The sequence below is a fragment of the Gordonia malaquae genome (assembly GCF_037148075.1).
In the GTDB taxonomy this organism is placed as follows: domain Bacteria; phylum Actinomycetota; class Actinomycetes; order Mycobacteriales; family Mycobacteriaceae; genus Gordonia; species Gordonia malaquae.
Genome location: NZ_JBBCUB010000003.1, coordinates 57,023 through 73,133, shown reverse-complemented (window position 1 = coordinate 73,133; position 16,111 = coordinate 57,023). Strand labels below are relative to the sequence as shown.

Sequence of the window (16,111 nt, the reverse complement as noted above, 5' to 3'; positions counted from 1 at the left end):
GATACAGAGCGGTCGCGTGCTTGCCGCACGCTGGTGAGTCGGGAGAACTTCACGTGATTACGTTCGGTGAGACGGCACGCGCACGGGCGCTGCGAATCGGAACCGCCGCCATGGTGTGCGGCCTGCTGGTGGTCGGCACCACGCAGAGCACGGGGGGTGTCCCGTCGGCGTCCGACCGAGCCTCCGTCGTCGACCTTCCCGAGCAGGTTCTCGACCGGTCGACGACAGTGGATGAGGAATCCACTGCACCTACGTCGCCGAAGAAGTCACCTCCGACGGTGACGTCCCCGGACGGCACCGTGTGCGCGCCCGGTCGGTCGGCGACTCTCGGCGTCGTCTTCAGCGCGGTGTTCGATTCGTTTCTTCCGCAGATACCCGCTGAGCATCGTGGCGCGGCACGGGCGGCGAAGACGAAGGCGCTGTCGGGTCTGCATCAGATGACGATCTCTGATCTCGCGATCTCGATGCACCCGTCGGACTTCGGTGCGTCCGACGATGCGCCGATCAACACCTATCGCGATCCGATCTCGCAGTGGATCGTGACGCAGCTGATGAACGTCAAGGACGGCGACGCCGGTCGGCCGATTCGCGTGGACAACCTCACGGTGTCTCAGGCGGTGGAGACGGCGTGGTTGTACTTCTATCTGACCGCGGTCATCCCGCTGACGATGGCCAAGGACACGATGCCGACGTTCTACTCGGTCGGCCCGACGTCGCTCGGTACCCTGATCACCCTTCCGATCACCATCGGCACGGCCGGAATGAAGCTGTTCTACAAGGCGATCAGCAATGCGGTGGTCGACCGCTGCACCGCGCAGATGACCCCGGCGCAGATCGAACAGGCGGGCAGGCCCGACCCCGACCTGGCCTTCACCTCGCAAGTTCCGTCGATCATCGCCGACATCGCAGGTCAGGTGTCGATCGCCGAACCCGGAACGTGTCCCGCCGTCGCCGACATGTCCCTGGGGCGCGTCGTCGAACGGACCTCCGAGTACCTCCAGGCGGTCGCGCCGAACCGCGGCACGGCGGCCGAGGTCAAGAACCGGATCCGCGGCCTGAAGCAGTTCATGAAGATCACGCTGGTGCCCCACAACCTGATCCCCGCGGATCCCGCAGACTTCTCGACAGTCGAGACCCTGCTGTCGTACGGGCTCGGCGTGGCGCCGTACGCGGGCGGTGCTCTCACCGACATGCTCGTCGGGTTGGCACACAACCTCGCGAAGGGCGACAAGCCCGGTGAGATGGTCCCGATGTGGGACCTGACGGTCACCAAATCGCTCACGGCCGCGTACTTCGCGTACGCGCTGACCACTCAGGTGATCTCCCTGATCCAAGATCAGGCCGCGTCGGGACTCGCCGCGACCATGGGCGGCGTCGACCTGATGCCGCGGATCAAGGGCGTGATCAACGCTCCGAACACGTACGGACTGGTCGTCTTCCACAATGTCTTGCGGTCGATCTGTCTCGACGAGGATCGGACGACCGTCGCCGGTACCGGTGTGTCGGCCACGCGGTGGTGAACTGAGCGGACGGCCCCTCATCGGCGCGACGAACGCTACGATCCCGGCATGTCGACTCATCTCCCGATCGGAACCCACCTCGACTCCGAGACCGCCGCGTCGCTGCTGGCTCACCGGTTGAATCGGCACACCTTCTGGTGTGGCCAGAGCGGTTCAGGAAAGACGTACGCGCTCGGTGTGCTCCTCGAGCAGGTGATGCTTCACACCGAGTTGCCGATTGTCGTTCTGGACCCGAACTCCGACTTCACCGAACTCGGCTCCGTCCGCGCTGACGCCCCGGAGGATGCGTCGGCGGAACTGGCCCGACGCACCGTCCGCGTGCTCCGGCCGGGTGACGGCGCGGAGAACCCGCTGAAGGTCCGGTTCGTGGACATGGACATCAGGTCGCGGTCGGCGATCCTTCAACTCGACCCGATCCGGGACGCGGACGAGTTCAACACGATGATCAGATCGGCTGCCGCAGGTCTGCCCGACATGGACGAACCGCTCGTCGAGTGGCTGCGGAGAAGCGGGGACGAGCAGTTTCTGCGAATCGCGGTCCGTTTGGAGAACCTCGGCGTGGCCGACTGGGACCTGTGGGCGTGGGGGCGGCCGGACGTCACCGATGCGATCGCGGAACGGGCTGATGCGACCGTTGTCGACCTCGGATCGTTCGGGACGCCAGAGGAGTCGCAGGCGACCGCGCTGGCCGTCTTGGACAACCTGTGGGCGCACCGCGGTCAGCGTGTGGGCCGACTAGTCGTGATCGACGAAGCGCACAATCTCTGCATGCCCAACCCGTCAACGCCGCTGGAGAGGCTGCTCACCGACCGGATCGTGCAGATAGCCGCCGAGGGCCGCAAGTACGGGATCTGGCTGCTTCTCTCGACGCAGCGCCCGTCCAAGGTCCATCCGAACGCCCTGTCGCAGTGCGACAACCTCGGGTTGATGAAGATGAGCTCGGCGCTCGACCTCGCTGAGTTGGGGCAGGTCTTCGGTTACGCCCCGCCGAACCTCCTCGATCGTTCGCCGTCGTTCGGCCAGGGACAGGTGCTCTTCGCCGGCGGGTTCGCGCCGACTCCCCAGATCGTCCAGGTCGGTGCTCGTCTCACTCACGAGGGCGGATCGGATGTCGCGGTCCCACTGCGGTGACCACCGGGGTGACCCACTGGGATGACCCCGGTGGGATGACTATGTGAGACCCGCGCGGCGGTCGACGGCACGATTTCGACCGGCCGACGCCAGACTCGGGCCGTGTGTGCGTCAGCACTGAGCCGCAGGCGTTGTGATCGACGTAACTCGTGGCTCAATGTACTCGTGGACGTCGCATGGTCATGCGTGACGTCGTGAGTAGAGGGTTCGTAGTCCAGTGGCAATTAGTCGTCTCCTGTCGTCGCGGGTGATCCGCGTCGGCGGCGCCCTTCTCGCGAGTTCCGTCATCGTCATGAGCGTCGGGCAGAGCAATCCGGTGCCCGCTCGTGATCTGACGGCGTCCGTGGAGACGGCAGCGGCCGCGATGGAGGAGAGCCCGGCCGCTGTCACCACCCCCGGCGGGGTCGACACGCTCACCAAGCAGCACACGGCAGAGGGCGGCGCGCTCGATCCCGCGTCGCCGAGCGACCCCGAGAAGCCCGACACCGGGAGCTCGGGCACCGGATCGTCCGACACCGGCTCGACGGGCACCGGGTCGTCTGACAGCACGTCCGACCAGAGCTGTGTCGGCGCGGAGACTGCGACCTTCGGTGCTGTGGTCCGAGCGGTGTTCGACTCGTTCACGCCGTTCCTTCCGCCCGCGCAGCGTGCCGAAGCCGAGACTGCCCGGGCGTCGGTGCTCGCCGATCTGCGCAGCATGGAGATCTCGACGCTCGCGGTGTCGACGCATCCGAGGGGCCTCGGCGCGTCGGAATCGGCCCCCATGAACACGCATCGGGACCCGATCTCCCAGTGGCTCGTGACGCAGCTGATGAACGTCAAGGAGGGCCGGTACGCTCAGCCGATCACGCTCGACAATCTGACGATCAGCCAGGCAGTCGAGACCGCGTGGCTGTACTTCTACCTCACCGTGTTGATTCCGTCGTCGGTGCTCAACGACATCGCGCCGGTCCTGCTGGCGGCCGGCCCGGCGAGCAGCATCACCCTGATCACGATGCCGTTGTCACTCGGCGCACAGGGCATGTCGCTGCTGTACTCGAAGGTCAGCGACGCGATCATCGGCCGGTGTCTGGTGAAGATGACGCCGGACGAGATCTCCCGCGCGGGCAAACCCGACCCGGACCTGCAGTTCACCACCGAGGTCCCGGCGATCATCCAGTCGATCGCCGACCAACTCGCGATCGCCGAGCCGTCCACCTGCCCGTCGGTCTCCGACCTCTCGCTCGGTCGGATCGTCTCGCTCACGTCGAAGTTGCTGCAGGCCAACGCCCGCGACGAGAAGACAGCGAACCGGATCGCGACGGTCACTCGCGGCCTGGAGAAGTTCCTCGGCGCCACCCGGGTTCCCGAAGGAACCGACCCCGGGCCGTCGGAACTCGAGAAGATCATCGACATCGGCTTGGAGAACGGCTCGTCGGACAATCCTGAGCTCGCCGAGATCCTCGGGGTCGCGAAGCTCCTGGGCCGCGGCGTGGGTCTCGCGCAGACGATCACCCTCGCCGACGTGACCGTGGCGAGTGCAAAGCTCGCCGCCGACATCGCGGCGCAGGTCATCACGTTCGTCCTCACCACGATCGACGACGCGACGGTGTCGCCCCTGTTCTCGTCGGCGCTCGGCATCGAGCTGCTGCCGCACGTCGGTGGATTCCTCACCACGTACGGGCTGAACGTTCTGCTCAACCTGATGTCGTCGCTGTGTCTGGAGATCGAGCGTTCCTGATCGTTCTCGCATCAACCGATTCGGCGGTGCTCTCACGCGGCGTCGTGGAAGACGAGGGCGAGGGTGTGGCGCTCGCCGGATCGGACGGTGGACACTCCGTGGCGGACCGGTGCCGCGGACCATCCGCGGGCCGATCTCACCGGGCGGTCGCGTGTGGTGAACACGTATCCGTGCCCTAGCGGAAGTTGCGTGCTGGTGCCTCGCGACTGTGCGCGGGGTCGTTGTTCGACGAGCAGGAACTCGCCGCCGGTGTGGTCCACGCCGGGCTCGTTGAGGTTGATCACCACTTGCAGCGGGAACACGAGGTCGCCATAGAGGTCGCGGTGCAGTGCGTTCCAGTCGCCGCGCCCGTACCGCAGGATGATGGCCGTCGACTTCGTCTGACCGGCGTCGTGGCACTGCGTGAGCCATTCGTCGAGGGTGTCCGGCCACGGTGTGGGTCGACCGAGCCGGGCCCACCAATCACGGGCGATCGGCTGCAACCGCGGGTACAACGCCTGCTTGAGCTGCTCGACGGGCTCCGGATAGGGGGACTTCAAGTACCGATACTGACCGTCGCCGAATCGGTGCCGTGCCATGTCGACGGTGCTGCGGAACAGTCCGTCCTCGACGTACAGGTCGCGGATCCCAGCCGCTTCGTCGACGGTCAGCAGTTGAGGAAGGAGTGCGCCGCCGAACTCGTCGAGTTCGCCTGCGACGGCGTCCCAGTCCGCCGAGTCGACCCGCTCGCCCCAGGTCTGGGTGCTCATGCTGCCGCCTCCATGTCCAGAAGGGTCGTCTTCGCTTCCAGACCACCGATGTATCCGCCGAGCGAGCCGTCGGTGCGCAGCACCCGGTGGCACGGGACGACCACCGGCAGCGGGTTGGTCGCGCACGCTGTGCCGACCGCCCGGACGGCGTTCGGGTTGCCGACCATCAGCGCCATCTCCTTGTAGCTGCGGGTTTGGCCGTAGTCGATGTCGGGAAGGTGCTGCTGCACGAGTCTGCGGAATCCGCTCGACAACGACAGGTCCAAGGGCAGGTCGAACCGGTGGCGGCGGCCTGCGAAGTACTCGTCGAGTTCGCGGGCGGCCGGGTCGAGACGGGCCGGGGCCCGCATGATCCGTGGGCTGATCTTCTCCGCGAGCGCGGTCAGCACCGCGTCGTGGTCCTCAACGGCGAACGCCACCCGCACCAGGCCGGTCGGTGTCGCGGCCAGCAGCAGGTCGCCCACCGGGGAGTCGACGACGGTGTAGGCGACATCGAGAAGTCCTTCAGCGGCCGCGTCTGCCTCGAGTCGGGAGTGCAGTCGTGCCAGTAGGTCGGCGGTGATCGGCGCGCTTGCGGCGGCGACGGCGTCGTGGTCGGTGTTGTTCATGATCGTGCTCCTTTCACGGTCGCGCCCGGATAGGTCTTTCGCAGTTTCTTCATGCCATCGGCCGAGGCTCGGCGGGCGGCGTCGACGGTGCCGCCGATGACGGCGGCGATCTCGGCGTATGACATACCCGCCAGATAGCGCAGGGTGATCGCTCGACGTTGCCGATCCGGCAGTCGTCCGACGTGCTCCCACACCTCGCCGTCGACCGCTCCGGGGACGCCGAGTGCAGTCGGCGCTTCGGGGAGTTGCTCGGCGGGAATCGGGTTGCGTGCGGCGGCGCGGTGGACGTCGATCGACTTGCGCCTGGCGATCGTGACCAGCCACGCCTCGATGTTCGCGGTGTCGGGCAGGTCGGGGTAGGCGCGCATCGCGGACAGAAACGTCTCCGACCACGCGTCATCAGCATGGTGGAGCCCGAGGATCGACCGGCACACGCGCAGGACTGTTTCCCCGTGCTGCTGCACGACTTCCTCGAACGGCTGCTTCATCGTGAACGTCATTCTCGTCGTCAGAACAGACGTCCGGCAACGGCCGGCGCGGGCTCGTCCAACTCCACCAGCGCCTGCTTGCGCTCGAGTCCGCCCGCGTACCCGGTCAACGACGTGGTCGTCTCCCCTCGCGGAACGTCGGCGACGATCGTGACCTGCCCGAGAGACGTGCTCGCCTCGATGTGTCGAATGCTCATCGCTGGTCCCTTCATCGTGGTTTCTACTCGGTAGACGGACGCCGGCGACCGAATGTGAGATCGGCTCAGGCCAATACATGGAGCGTTCCTGAACGTTCTATGACAAAAACAGATCGTCAGTCTCAATGAATCGGACTGTGACCTACGGTGGCCGCCACTACGTTTGACGATGACGTGGTGCACCAATCCGCCGCGGCATGCTCCCGACGCTCCCTGCCGAACCCTTCACGGGGCGTCGCACGACGATGATCAAAGGAACACCGATCCGATGACCACCCAGAACTTCGCCAAAGTCCTCGTCGCCAACCGCGGCGAGATCGCGATCCGCGCCTTCCGCGCCTCCTACGAACTCGGCATCAAGACTGTGGCCGTGTTCCCGTACGAGGACCGCAACTCCGGACACCGGACCAAGGCCGACGAGTCGTACCAGATCGGCGAACCCGGCCATCCCGTCCGCAACTACCTGGACATCGGTCTCATCATCGATGCGGCCAAACAGGCCGGCGCAGATGCGATCTACCCGGGATACGGCTTCCTGTCGGAGAACCCCGACCTCGCCGCGGCATGTGAGGCCGAGGGCATCACCTTCGTCGGGCCGCCGCGCGAGGTGCTCGAACTGACCGGCAACAAGGCACGGGCGATCGCCGCCGCGAAGGCGGCCGGACTCCCGGTGCTGCCGTCGTCCGAGCCGTCGACCGACGTCGACGAGCTGCTGCGTGTCGCCGAGACCATGACGTTCCCGATCTTCGTCAAGGCCGTCGCAGGCGGTGGCGGACGCGGGATGCGTCGTGTGGAGAAGTTGTCCGGACTCCGTGAGGCCATCGAGGCCGCATCGCGCGAGGCGGAGTCGGCGTTCGGTGACGCGACGGTGTTCCTGGAGCAGGCCGTCATCAACCCGCGGCACATCGAGGTGCAGATCCTCGCCGACACCCACGGCGACGTCATCCACCTCTTCGAACGCGACTGCTCGGTGCAGCGACGTCATCAGAAGGTCGTCGAGCTGGCGCCTGCGCCGAACCTCGATCCGGCACTGCGCGAGAAGATCTGCGCCGACGCCGTCGCCTTCGCCAGGCAGATCGGCTACAGCTGCGCGGGCACCGTCGAATTCCTCGTCGACGAGCGTGGTCACCACATGTTCATCGAGATGAACCCGCGCATCCAGGTGGAGCACACGGTCACCGAGGAGATCACCGACGTCGACCTCGTGCAGTCGCAGCTGCGCGTGGCCGCGGGCGCGACCCTCGCCGAACTCGGTCTGACGCAGGAGTCGATCGTGATCCGCGGCGCCGCACTGCAGTGCCGCATCACCACGGAAGACCCGGCGAACGGATTCCGACCGGACACCGGGCGCATCACCGCCTACCGCAGCCCCGGCGGCGGCGGCATCCGCCTGGACGGCGGTTCCGCGCTCGGTGCCGAGGTCGGAGCCTACTTCGACTCGATGCTCGTCAAACTCACCTGCCGTGGCCGTGACTTCGAATCGGCCGTCGCCCACGCGCGTCGCGCCGTCACCGAGTTCCGTATTCGCGGCGTCTCCACGAACATCCCGTTCCTGCAGGCGCTGCTCGACGATCCCGACTTCCGCGCCGGTCACGTGACGACGTCGTTCATCGAGGAACGTCCGCACCTGCTCACGTTGAACGCCTCGGCGGACCGTGCGTCGAAGATCCTGTCGTACCTCGCCGACGTGACGGTGAATCTTCCGGACGGTCCGCGACCCAAGACCGGACGATCCACGGAGAAGCTCCCGGCCGTCGATCTCAGCGTCGAGCCGCCCGCGGGGTCGCGCCAGCGACTGCTGGAACTCGGCCCGGAGGGCTTCGCGAAGGCACTGCGCGAGCAGTCGGCACTCGCGGTCACCGACACGACGTTCCGCGACGCACACCAGTCGCTGCTCGCGACGCGGGTCCGGACGTCGAGCCTGACCGCGGTCGCGCCGCACGTGGCGCGACTGACCCCGGAACTGCTGTCGATCGAGGCGTGGGGCGGGGCGACGTATGACGTCGCTCTCCGCTTCTTGAAGGAGGACCCGTGGGACCGGCTCGCGCAGCTGCGTGAGGCCGTCCCGAACATCTGCCTGCAGATGCTGCTCCGCGGCCGCAACACCGTCGGGTACACGCCGTACCCGGAGTCGGTGACGCGTGCGTTCGTCGCAGAGGCCGCGTCCACGGGCATCGACATCTTCCGCATCTTCGACGCCCTCAACAACGTCGACCAGATGCGTCCCGCGATCGACGCGGTCCGCGAGACGGGCACCACGATCGCCGAGGTCGCGATGAGCTACACCGGAGACCTCGCGAACCCAGACGAGAAGCTCTACACGCTCGACTACTACCTGCGCCTGGCGGAGCAGATCGTCGACGCGGGCGCGCATGTCCTCGCCATCAAGGACATGGCGGGACTTCTGCGCCCGACGGCCGCGACGAAGCTGGTCACTGCGCTGCGGTCGGAGTTCGATCTGCCGATTCACGTCCACACGCACGACACCCCCGGCGGTCAGCTCGCGACGTACCTCGCCGCGTGGCAGGCGGGCGCCGACGCGGTCGACGGCGCGAGTGCCCCGATGTCGGGCACCACGAGCCAGCCGTCGCTGTCGGCGATCGTCGCGGCAGCGGCGCACAGCGACCGCGACACCGGGATCAGCCTCGACGCGGTCTGCGACCTCGAGCCGTACTGGGAGGCGCTGCGCAAGGTGTACGTGCCGTTCGAGTCAGGTGTCCCGTCGCCCACCGGCCGCGTGTACACGCACGAGATCCCCGGCGGTCAGCTGTCGAACCTGCGCACGCAGGCCGCGGCGCTCGGCCTGGCCGACCGGTTCGAGGAGGTCGAGGCGAAGTACGCGGCCGCCGACCGTCTCCTCGGCCGCCTGGTGAAGGTGACGCCGTCGTCGAAGGTCGTCGGCGACCTCGCCCTCGCGCTCGTCGGCTCGGGAGTCAGCGTCGACGACTTCGCCGCCGACCCGGCACGCTACGACATCCCCGATTCGGTGATCGGCTTCCTGCGCGGTGAACTCGGCACTCCCGTCGGCGGCTGGCCGGAACCGTTCCGCACTCGCGCACTCGCCGGTCGCAGCGAGGCCAAACCGCAGACCGAGCTGACGGCCGAGGACGAAGCCGGCTTGGCAGGTGACTCGGCCACACGCCGCGCGACGCTCAACCGGCTGCTGTTCCCCGGCCCGACCAAGGAATACCTCGCGCACGTCGAGCAGTTCGGCGACACGTCGCGTCTGTCGGCGGGGCAGTTCTTCTACGGTCTGCGCAGTGGCCAGGAGAGTCGCGTCGAACTGTCGAAGGGTGTGAACCTGCTGATCGGCCTCGAGGCGATCTCGGAACCGGACGAGCACGGCATGCGAACGGTGATGTGCATCCTGAACGGTCAGCTCCGGCCGGTCACCGCACGCGACCGGTCCGTCGCCGCCGACATCCCGGCCGCCGAGAAGGCCGACAAGAACGATCCCGGCCACGTCGCCGCGCCGTTCGCCGGCGTGGTCACGCTGTCGGTCGCAGAAGGCGACACTGTGGAGGCCGGTGGCGCGATCGGCACCATCGAGGCGATGAAGATGGAGGCCGCGATCACCGCCCCGCATGGTGGGGTGGTCAGCCGCACCGCGATCACCAAGGTGGCGCAGGTAGAGGCGGGCGACCTGCTCGTCGCACTCCGCGATGAGTGAACTCCCACGTCGGACGATCGTCGTCACCGGCGGAAGCGACGGGATCGGCGCAGTCGCCGCCCGGGAACTCGCCGGCGACGACGTCGACTTGATCGTCGTCGGTCGGTCGACCACCAAGCTCGCCGCGGTGGCCGACCAGACCGGCGCGGCCGTGCTCAGCGCCGACTTCGGTGTGCTCGACGACGTGCGTCGTCTCGCGGCGGACATCGTCGAGCGGACCGACTCGATCGACGTGCTCCTGAACAACGCGGGCGGCACGTTCCACCCCGGTGACCGCACCGCCGACGGATTCGAACCGAACTTCCAGGTGAATCATCTCGCCGGTTATCTGCTGACGAATCTGCTGCATGGGCGGCTGGCGGCGGCGTCGGCTGGTGCGCTGGTGGTCAACACCTCGAGCATCGGGAATCTATGGGGGAGGGTTGATCTCACCGATCTCGACGGACGCCGGCGACAGATCGGCCAGCCACGGGCGTACGGCAGCAGCAAGCTGATGAACATCTTGTTCGCGCGGGGGATCACCCAACGGTGGGCGGGCGATGCGATCGTGGCGGCCGCCGTCCACCCCGGCGCCGTCGCGACGAGCTTCGGTCGGGACTCGAAGTGGGTCGATCTCGCCTACCGTTCACCGTTGCGGCATCTGGGGCCGATCACGCCGGAGAAGGGCGCGCAGCCGCTGATCGCGTTGGCGAGGCGGGGCGCGGACCCGGTGGTCAACGGCGTGTACTTCCATCGAAACCGCCCGAACGGGCCGCAGTCACGTCAAACGCGGAACCAGCGCCTGGTGGACGGGCTGTGGGAGGAGTCGAGCGAGTTGGTCGGACTTCGCTGATCGGACGGGTCGGGACGCCTCCCGCTGGACGGGAGATTCTGCGACGGTGTGCGCGCTTCTGGGCGAGACTTGGCGTCCACGCACGTTGCCTAAGCCGTAGAAGGAGCCCACCATGTCCGCAGTTGTTCCCGCCCGTTTCGACGGTCGCCGAGTTGTCATCACCGGGGCCGGATCCGGGATCGGTCAGGCGACGGTGCTCCGCGTCCTCGCCGAGGGCGGCTCCGTCGTCGCCGCCGACGTCAGCGAAGCGGGTCTCGCGGACACCGTCGCCAAGGCGGGCGACGCCGCAGGCCGTCTCACCACCGTGGTCATCGACGTCTCCGACGAGGCGTCGGTGACCGCAGGTGTCGCCGCCGCCCGCGAGGCGCTCGGAGGCATCGACGCCCTGGTCAACGCCGCGGGCATCCTCCGGTCATCGCACACGCACGAGACGTCGCTCGCGGACTTCGAGCTGGTGCTGCGAGTGAATCTCGTCGGCACCTTCCTGATGATCCGGGAGTCGCTGCCCGCTCTGATCGAGTCGGACGACGCTGCCGTGGTCAACTTCAGTTCCACGTCGGCCATGTTCGCGCACCCCTACATGTCGGCGTACGCGGCGTCGAAGGGCGGAATCCAGTCGATGACGCATGCACTCGCAGCCGAGTACGCGAAGCAGGGAGTCCGCTTCACCGCGGTTCAGCCGGGATCGATCTCGTCGGGCATGACCGACGGCAGTGGTGAGAGCGGCGCAAGCCGTGGCCCGGGTCTGCCGGAGGACGCGGACATGATGCTCTTCGCGAAGCTCGCTCCGGCCCTCGGCCAGGGGTTCGCCGGACCCGAGACCGTCGCTGGTGTGGTGGCGATGCTCGCGAGCTCCGACGGTGCGTTCATCACCGGCACCGAGGTGCGTGTCGACGGAGGCACACACTTCTGATCATTCGATTGTGATGGGCCGCGCCGCTTGACCATTGGTGTGATCCAGATTATAGCTTGTTGCTAGATAGTTAAGTGGCAAGCTAAATCGGATCACACCCAGGGAGTCCATCAGATGAAAAAACTGCAGGCAGCGGTCGTCGGCGGAGGCGTGGGTGGCCTGACGGCCGCTGCCGCGCTTCTCCGTTCGGGTGTCGACGTGACCGTGTATGAGCAGTCGTCCGGCTTCTCAAGGGTCGGCGCGGACGTCAATCTCACGCCCAACGCGGTCAAGGCTCTCGACGGTCTCGGCGGCGGAGTGGGGGACTGGCTGCGCGCCCACGGCGGCCGCCCGCGGTTTCGATTGAGCAGGATGTGGGACACCGGCGAGGAGACCTCGCGAGTTGCGCTCGGCGACGACGCTCACGAGCGCTACGGCGCGCCGCAACTCACGGTTCATCGAGGGGACCTCATGTCCGCACTCGAGCGCGACCTCCCCGGCGGTGTCATCGAGCTCGGCAGGCGACTCGAGTCCATCGAGGACGGCGCCGACGGTGTCCGCCTTCGGTTCGCCGACGGATCCGACGCATTCGTCGACGTCGTCGTGGGCGCCGACGGCATCCATTCGCGCGTGCGTCACGCGTTGCTCGGGCCCGACGAGCCGGAGTTCACCGGCATCGTCGCCTTCCGTGCGGTGATCCCGAGCGATGCGGTCGCCGGACTCGCCAATGCCGACTGCTTCACGAAGTGGTGGGGACCGGACCCCGCCATGCAGATCGTGACCTTTCCGCTCGGCCTCGACGAAGTGTTCGTCTTCGCGACGGTCGGTCAGACCGCGTGGACCGAGGAGTCGTGGACGGCGCCTGGGAGCATTGACGAACTCCTGTCGCTCTATGCGGACTTCCACCCGGAGGCGCGGACTCTCCTCGATCGATGTGACGGCGTGCTCAAATCCGCGCTGTACGTCCGACCTCCGCTGCCCACCTGGAGTGCGAATCGCGCAGTGCTCCTCGGCGACGCGTGTCATCCGATGACGCCCTTCATGGCTCAGGGTGCAGGTCAGGCCTGCGAGGATGCCGTGGTGCTGGCCCGGTGTCTGGCCGATTTCGACGATCTGTCGACGGCCTTCGAGTACTACGAGGCGGTGCGGAAGCCGCGCGCTTCGAAGATTCAAGCGTCGTCCCGCGACAACAACTGGCTGCGCAGTGCGGGCGGTGGCGACTGGGTGTACGGCTACGACGCCTGGACTGCGCCCCTCGATGCACGATGATGTGATCTGAACTCGACTTCACGAATCCTTGTGATCCAGCCAACACTTAAGCTATAAATAATTGAGACCTAAGGCACTAGCCTTCCTTCCTCCCTCAGAGTCCCAACAGCCTAGGAGCACTCACATGGAGACTTCCACCATCGACGCCGGGCGCGCGGCTGATGCGATCAATGCGCGCATGGAGCGTCTGCCCATGAGCCGATGGCACGTCAAAGCACGTGTCATCGTCGGCGCCGTCACCTTCTTCGACGGCTTCGACCAGCTCATGATCGCCTACTCGCTGCCCGACCTCCCGACCGCTTGGAACCTCACGTCGACGATGATCGCCTGGGTCATCGCAGTCGGCGGCCTCGGCATGCTGTTCGGCGCGCTCGGCGGCGGCTGGCTCGCCGACCGGATCGGCCGCCTGCGCGTTATCGAGATCTCGCTCGTCGTCTATGCGATCGCCAGCCTCGGAATGGCGTTCACCAACTCGCTCGTCATCTTCATGATCTTGCGGTTCATCCAAGGTCTCGGCCTCGGGGCCGAGGTCCCGGTGGCCGCCGCCTACATCGGCGAGATCGCCAAGGCGCACGGTCGAGGTCGATTCGTCCTGCTCTACGAGACGATCTTCCCGGTCGGTCTCGTGGTGTCGGCGGTGGTCTCTGCGTGGATCGTGCCGAACTACGGTTATCAGATCCTCTTCGCGCTCGGCGCGCTGCCGGTGCTTCTCGTTCCGCTCCTGCATCGCCTGCCCGAGTCGCCCAGGTGGCTCGCCGCACGCGGCAGGTTCGACGAGGCCGACGAGTCGGTGTCGATCATCGAGGCCGATGTGCGCTCGCGGGGTATCGAACTGGCCGAGCCGCGGCCTACCGTCGACGACCCGGCCGTCGTCCGCAAGGCTCGCTTCCGTGAGCTCTTCGAAGGCATCTACCTGCGTCGCACGCTGATGCTGGCGTCGATCTGGCTCTGTGCGTACTTCGTGAACTACGGCATCGCGTCCTGGCTGCCGACCCTCTACCGCAAGCACTTCGGAGTCAGCACGGAGACAGCGCTGCACTACAGCGTGTTCACCACCGTCGCCGGTCTGATCGGCTGCCTCCTGATCGCGTTCCTGATCGATGGACTCGGTCGGCGCCTGTGCATCTCGACCGCGATGGCCCTCTGCGCCCTGACGCTCGGACTGCTCGCCGGCTTCGGCACCAACACCGAGACGGCCGTTCTTGCCTGGTCCGCATCCGCCGCACTGCTCGTGTTCGCCGTCAACATGGCGCTGTACGTCTACACCGCCGAGCTGTACCCGACCCGCATGCGGGCGATGGGTGCCGCGTTCGGCGGTGCCGCCGGCCGACTCGGCATCGTCGTCGGTCCTCTGCTCGTCGGCTGGATCCTCGATCACGGCGGGTCGCTGAGCTGGGTGTTCGGTGCATTCGCCGTCGTCGCAGGAATCGGTGCGATCGTCGTCGCCCTGTTCGCCGTCGAGACCAAGGAACTCACTCTTGAGGAGATCTCCAAATGAGGCCCGACTTCACCCCCATCCCGGACGAGGCGTTCGTCGGAGGCAAGTGGGTCACGGTGGCAGGCCCCGCGTCGGAGATCGTCGACCCGGCGACCGGACGCATCCTGCAGACCGTCTCGCAGTCCACGGTCGACGACGTCGACGCCGCGGTCGCCGCGGGAGCCGCGGCAGCGGCCGACCCCGACTGGCGACGCATGGCGGCGCATCACCGCGCAGCGTATCTGCGGCGCCTCGGCGACCTCGTCGAACGAGATGCAGACCGTCTCGCGACGCTTCAGACCTTCAACACCGGCAAGTCGATCGCGGAGACGCGTGCACTCGCCGGGAGCGCTGCCGGCACGTTCCGCTACTTCGCGTCCGTCCTCGAGACGTACGACGAGTCGATGACGGCGCCGCGGGGCGACTACAGGACCTGGGTGCAGCACGAGCCGATCGGCGTCGTCGGAGCGATCGCGCCCTGGAACTCGCCTATCGCGTCGGACGCGCAGAAGCTCGCGCCTGCCCTCGCCGCGGGCAACGCCGTAGTGCTCAAACCGGCCGAGTGGACACCTCTGGTGTCGCTGGCTCTCGCCCGACTGATCGAGGAGGCGGGTATCCCCGCCGGTCTGGTGTCCGTGCTGCCGGGCCGGGGGTCCGTCGTCGGAGACGCGATCGTCAGGCATCCCGGCATCGGCAAGGTGAGCTTCACCGGCGGCACGTCCACCGGCAGGGGGCTGGCCCATCAGGCGGCCGAGAAGCTCATGCCGGTGTCCTTGGAACTGGGCGGCAAGTCGCCGACCGTGGTCCTCGACGACGCGGACGTCGATCAGGCGGTGGCGGGCGTGATGTACGGGATCTTCTCGTCGTCCGGACAGAGCTGTGTCGCGGGCTCGCGGCTGTTCGTGCACGACTCGCTCTACGAGACGTTCATGGACAAACTCGTCGCGTGCACGCAGGCGCTGCCGGTCGGTGACGGTTTCGACCCGGCGACACGTGTGGGGCCGCTCGTCCATCGCAAGCATCGCGACAGTGTCGCGGCGTACGTCGACTCCGCACGCGTCGACGGCGGCCGGATCAGATGCGGCGGTTGTGCGCCTGACGATCCCGCACTCGCCGAGGGGTCGTACTATCTGCCGACAGTCATCGACGGGCTCGACGCCGACGCGAAGGTGTCACGCGAGGAGATCTTCGGTCCGGTGCTCGTCGCATTCGGGTTCTCCGACGAGGACGACCTGGTTCGGAAGGCGAACGACAGTGTGTACGGACTCGCCGCCGGCATCTGGACGAGAGACTACCGACGGGCGCTGCGGCTGGCCGACCGGCTGGAGGCGGGCAACGTCTGGATCAACACGTACAAGGCGTTCTCCATCTCTACGCCGTTCGGCGGCATCAAGGAGAGTGGACTCGGCACCGAGAAGGGCCGGGAGGGCATCGCCGCCTACTCCCGGGTGAAGAGCGTCTACCTGGGGCTCGACCCGGAACCGAACCCGTGGGCGGGCGTCGGCGACGCGTAGCGCCGTCCGTCACTGTTGAAAAGATTCGTGAAACACTTCACATA

The 16,111-nt window shown here is 67.1% G+C and carries 13 protein-coding genes; 9 read left to right on the top strand and 4 right to left on the bottom strand.

Annotated features, from left to right (window positions below):
• The first annotated feature begins 53 nt into the window (after nt 1–53).
• The 3 genes from WFK36_RS12345 to WFK36_RS12335 all read left to right on the top strand — a co-directional run bounded on the left by WFK36_RS12345 (nt 54) and on the right by WFK36_RS12335 (nt 4,371).
• Nucleotides 54–1,520 carry a hypothetical protein gene (locus WFK36_RS12345; RefSeq protein ID WP_336792018.1) on the top strand — a complete coding sequence of 489 codons (1,467 nt, stop codon included), beginning with the start codon at nt 54–56 and terminating at the stop codon, nt 1,518–1,520.
• Between the two features lie 48 nt (nt 1,521–1,568).
• The gene (locus tag WFK36_RS12340) at nt 1,569–2,651 is read left to right on the top strand and encodes an ATP-binding protein (RefSeq protein WP_336792016.1); all 1,083 of its coding nucleotides are present in this window, start codon (nt 1,569–1,571) and stop codon (nt 2,649–2,651) included.
• A gap of 217 nt (nt 2,652–2,868) precedes the next feature.
• The gene (locus tag WFK36_RS12335) at nt 2,869–4,371 is read left to right on the top strand and encodes a hypothetical protein (protein WP_336792015.1); all 1,503 of its coding nucleotides are present in this window, start codon (nt 2,869–2,871) and stop codon (nt 4,369–4,371) included.
• A 32-nt stretch (nt 4,372–4,403) separates the two neighbouring features.
• Here WFK36_RS12335 and WFK36_RS12330 read toward each other — a convergent pair whose 3' ends face one another.
• Genes WFK36_RS12330 through WFK36_RS12315 form a run of 4 tightly spaced genes read right to left on the bottom strand, consistent with a single transcriptional unit; the run spans nt 4,404 to nt 6,413 of the window.
• Nucleotides 4,404–5,120: a 2OG-Fe(II) oxygenase gene (locus WFK36_RS12330; protein ID WP_336792013.1), complete on the bottom strand. Its 717-nt coding sequence runs from the start codon at nt 5,118–5,120 to the stop codon at nt 4,404–4,406.
• Complete coding sequence (locus tag WFK36_RS12325) at nt 5,117–5,728, bottom strand: methylated-DNA--[protein]-cysteine S-methyltransferase (protein WP_336792011.1); 612 nt, start codon at nt 5,726–5,728, stop codon at nt 5,117–5,119. Before WFK36_RS12325 ends, WFK36_RS12330 begins: the two co-directional genes overlap by 4 nt.
• Entirely contained in the window at nt 5,725–6,216 is a 492-nt protein-coding gene (locus tag WFK36_RS12320; RefSeq protein ID WP_336792523.1) for an RNA polymerase sigma factor, read from the bottom strand. The genes WFK36_RS12325 and WFK36_RS12320 overlap by 4 nt, the downstream gene beginning before the upstream one ends.
• Before the next feature lie 20 nt (nt 6,217–6,236).
• Nucleotides 6,237–6,413: a hypothetical protein gene (locus WFK36_RS12315; protein ID WP_336792009.1), complete on the bottom strand. Its 177-nt coding sequence runs from the start codon at nt 6,411–6,413 to the stop codon at nt 6,237–6,239.
• 268 nt (nt 6,414–6,681) lie between these two features.
• On the opposite strand from WFK36_RS12315, the gene WFK36_RS12310 reads away from it, so the two are divergent.
• The 6 genes from WFK36_RS12310 (at nt 6,682) to WFK36_RS12285 (ending at nt 16,067) form a co-directional block, all read left to right on the top strand.
• Nucleotides 6,682–10,083 (top strand): pyruvate carboxylase, encoded by a 3,402-nt coding sequence (locus tag WFK36_RS12310; RefSeq protein ID WP_336792008.1) that lies wholly within the window; start codon nt 6,682–6,684, stop codon nt 10,081–10,083.
• Nucleotides 10,076–10,915 (top strand): SDR family NAD(P)-dependent oxidoreductase, encoded by an 840-nt coding sequence (locus WFK36_RS12305; RefSeq protein WP_336792007.1) that lies wholly within the window; start codon nt 10,076–10,078, stop codon nt 10,913–10,915. Before WFK36_RS12310 ends, WFK36_RS12305 begins: the two co-directional genes overlap by 8 nt.
• A 112-nt stretch (nt 10,916–11,027) precedes the next feature.
• Nucleotides 11,028–11,828: an SDR family NAD(P)-dependent oxidoreductase gene (locus WFK36_RS12300; RefSeq protein WP_008376984.1), complete on the top strand. Its 801-nt coding sequence runs from the start codon at nt 11,028–11,030 to the stop codon at nt 11,826–11,828.
• Nucleotides 11,829–11,942: 114 nt separating this feature from the next.
• Entirely contained in the window at nt 11,943–13,076 is a 1,134-nt protein-coding gene (locus WFK36_RS12295) for an FAD-dependent monooxygenase (protein ID WP_336792006.1), read from the top strand.
• A gap of 124 nt (nt 13,077–13,200) precedes the next feature.
• Entirely contained in the window at nt 13,201–14,574 is a 1,374-nt protein-coding gene (locus WFK36_RS12290; protein WP_336792005.1) for an MFS transporter, read from the top strand.
• Nucleotides 14,571–16,067 (top strand): aldehyde dehydrogenase, encoded by a 1,497-nt coding sequence (locus tag WFK36_RS12285; protein WP_336792004.1) that lies wholly within the window; start codon nt 14,571–14,573, stop codon nt 16,065–16,067. Before WFK36_RS12290 ends, WFK36_RS12285 begins: the two co-directional genes overlap by 4 nt.
• Nucleotides 16,068–16,111 lie beyond the last annotated feature (44 nt).

What these genes read in the sequence shown, in the direction of transcription:
- WFK36_RS12290 (WP_336792005.1), top strand. Translation starts at nt 13,201, where the DNA reads ATGGAGACTTCCACCATCGACGCCGGGCGCGCGGCTGATGCGATCAAT.
- WFK36_RS12300 (WP_008376984.1), top strand. Translation starts at nt 11,028, where the DNA reads ATGTCCGCAGTTGTTCCCGCCCGTTTCGACGGTCGCCGAGTTGTCATC.
- WFK36_RS12330 (WP_336792013.1), bottom strand. Translation starts at nt 5,120, where the DNA reads ATGAGCACCCAGACCTGGGGCGAGCGGGTCGACTCGGCGGACTGGGAC.
- WFK36_RS12320 (WP_336792523.1), bottom strand. Translation starts at nt 6,216, where the DNA reads ATGAAGCAGCCGTTCGAGGAAGTCGTGCAGCAGCACGGGGAAACAGTC.
- WFK36_RS12305 (WP_336792007.1), top strand. Translation starts at nt 10,076, where the DNA reads ATGAGTGAACTCCCACGTCGGACGATCGTCGTCACCGGCGGAAGCGAC.
- WFK36_RS12315 (WP_336792009.1), bottom strand. Translation starts at nt 6,413, where the DNA reads ATGAGCATTCGACACATCGAGGCGAGCACGTCTCTCGGGCAGGTCACG.
- WFK36_RS12295 (WP_336792006.1), top strand. Translation starts at nt 11,943, where the DNA reads ATGAAAAAACTGCAGGCAGCGGTCGTCGGCGGAGGCGTGGGTGGCCTG.
- WFK36_RS12285 (WP_336792004.1), top strand. Translation starts at nt 14,571, where the DNA reads ATGAGGCCCGACTTCACCCCCATCCCGGACGAGGCGTTCGTCGGAGGC.
- WFK36_RS12325 (WP_336792011.1), bottom strand. Translation starts at nt 5,728, where the DNA reads ATGAACAACACCGACCACGACGCCGTCGCCGCCGCAAGCGCGCCGATC.
- WFK36_RS12340 (WP_336792016.1), top strand. Translation starts at nt 1,569, where the DNA reads ATGTCGACTCATCTCCCGATCGGAACCCACCTCGACTCCGAGACCGCC.
- WFK36_RS12310 (WP_336792008.1), top strand. Translation starts at nt 6,682, where the DNA reads ATGACCACCCAGAACTTCGCCAAAGTCCTCGTCGCCAACCGCGGCGAG.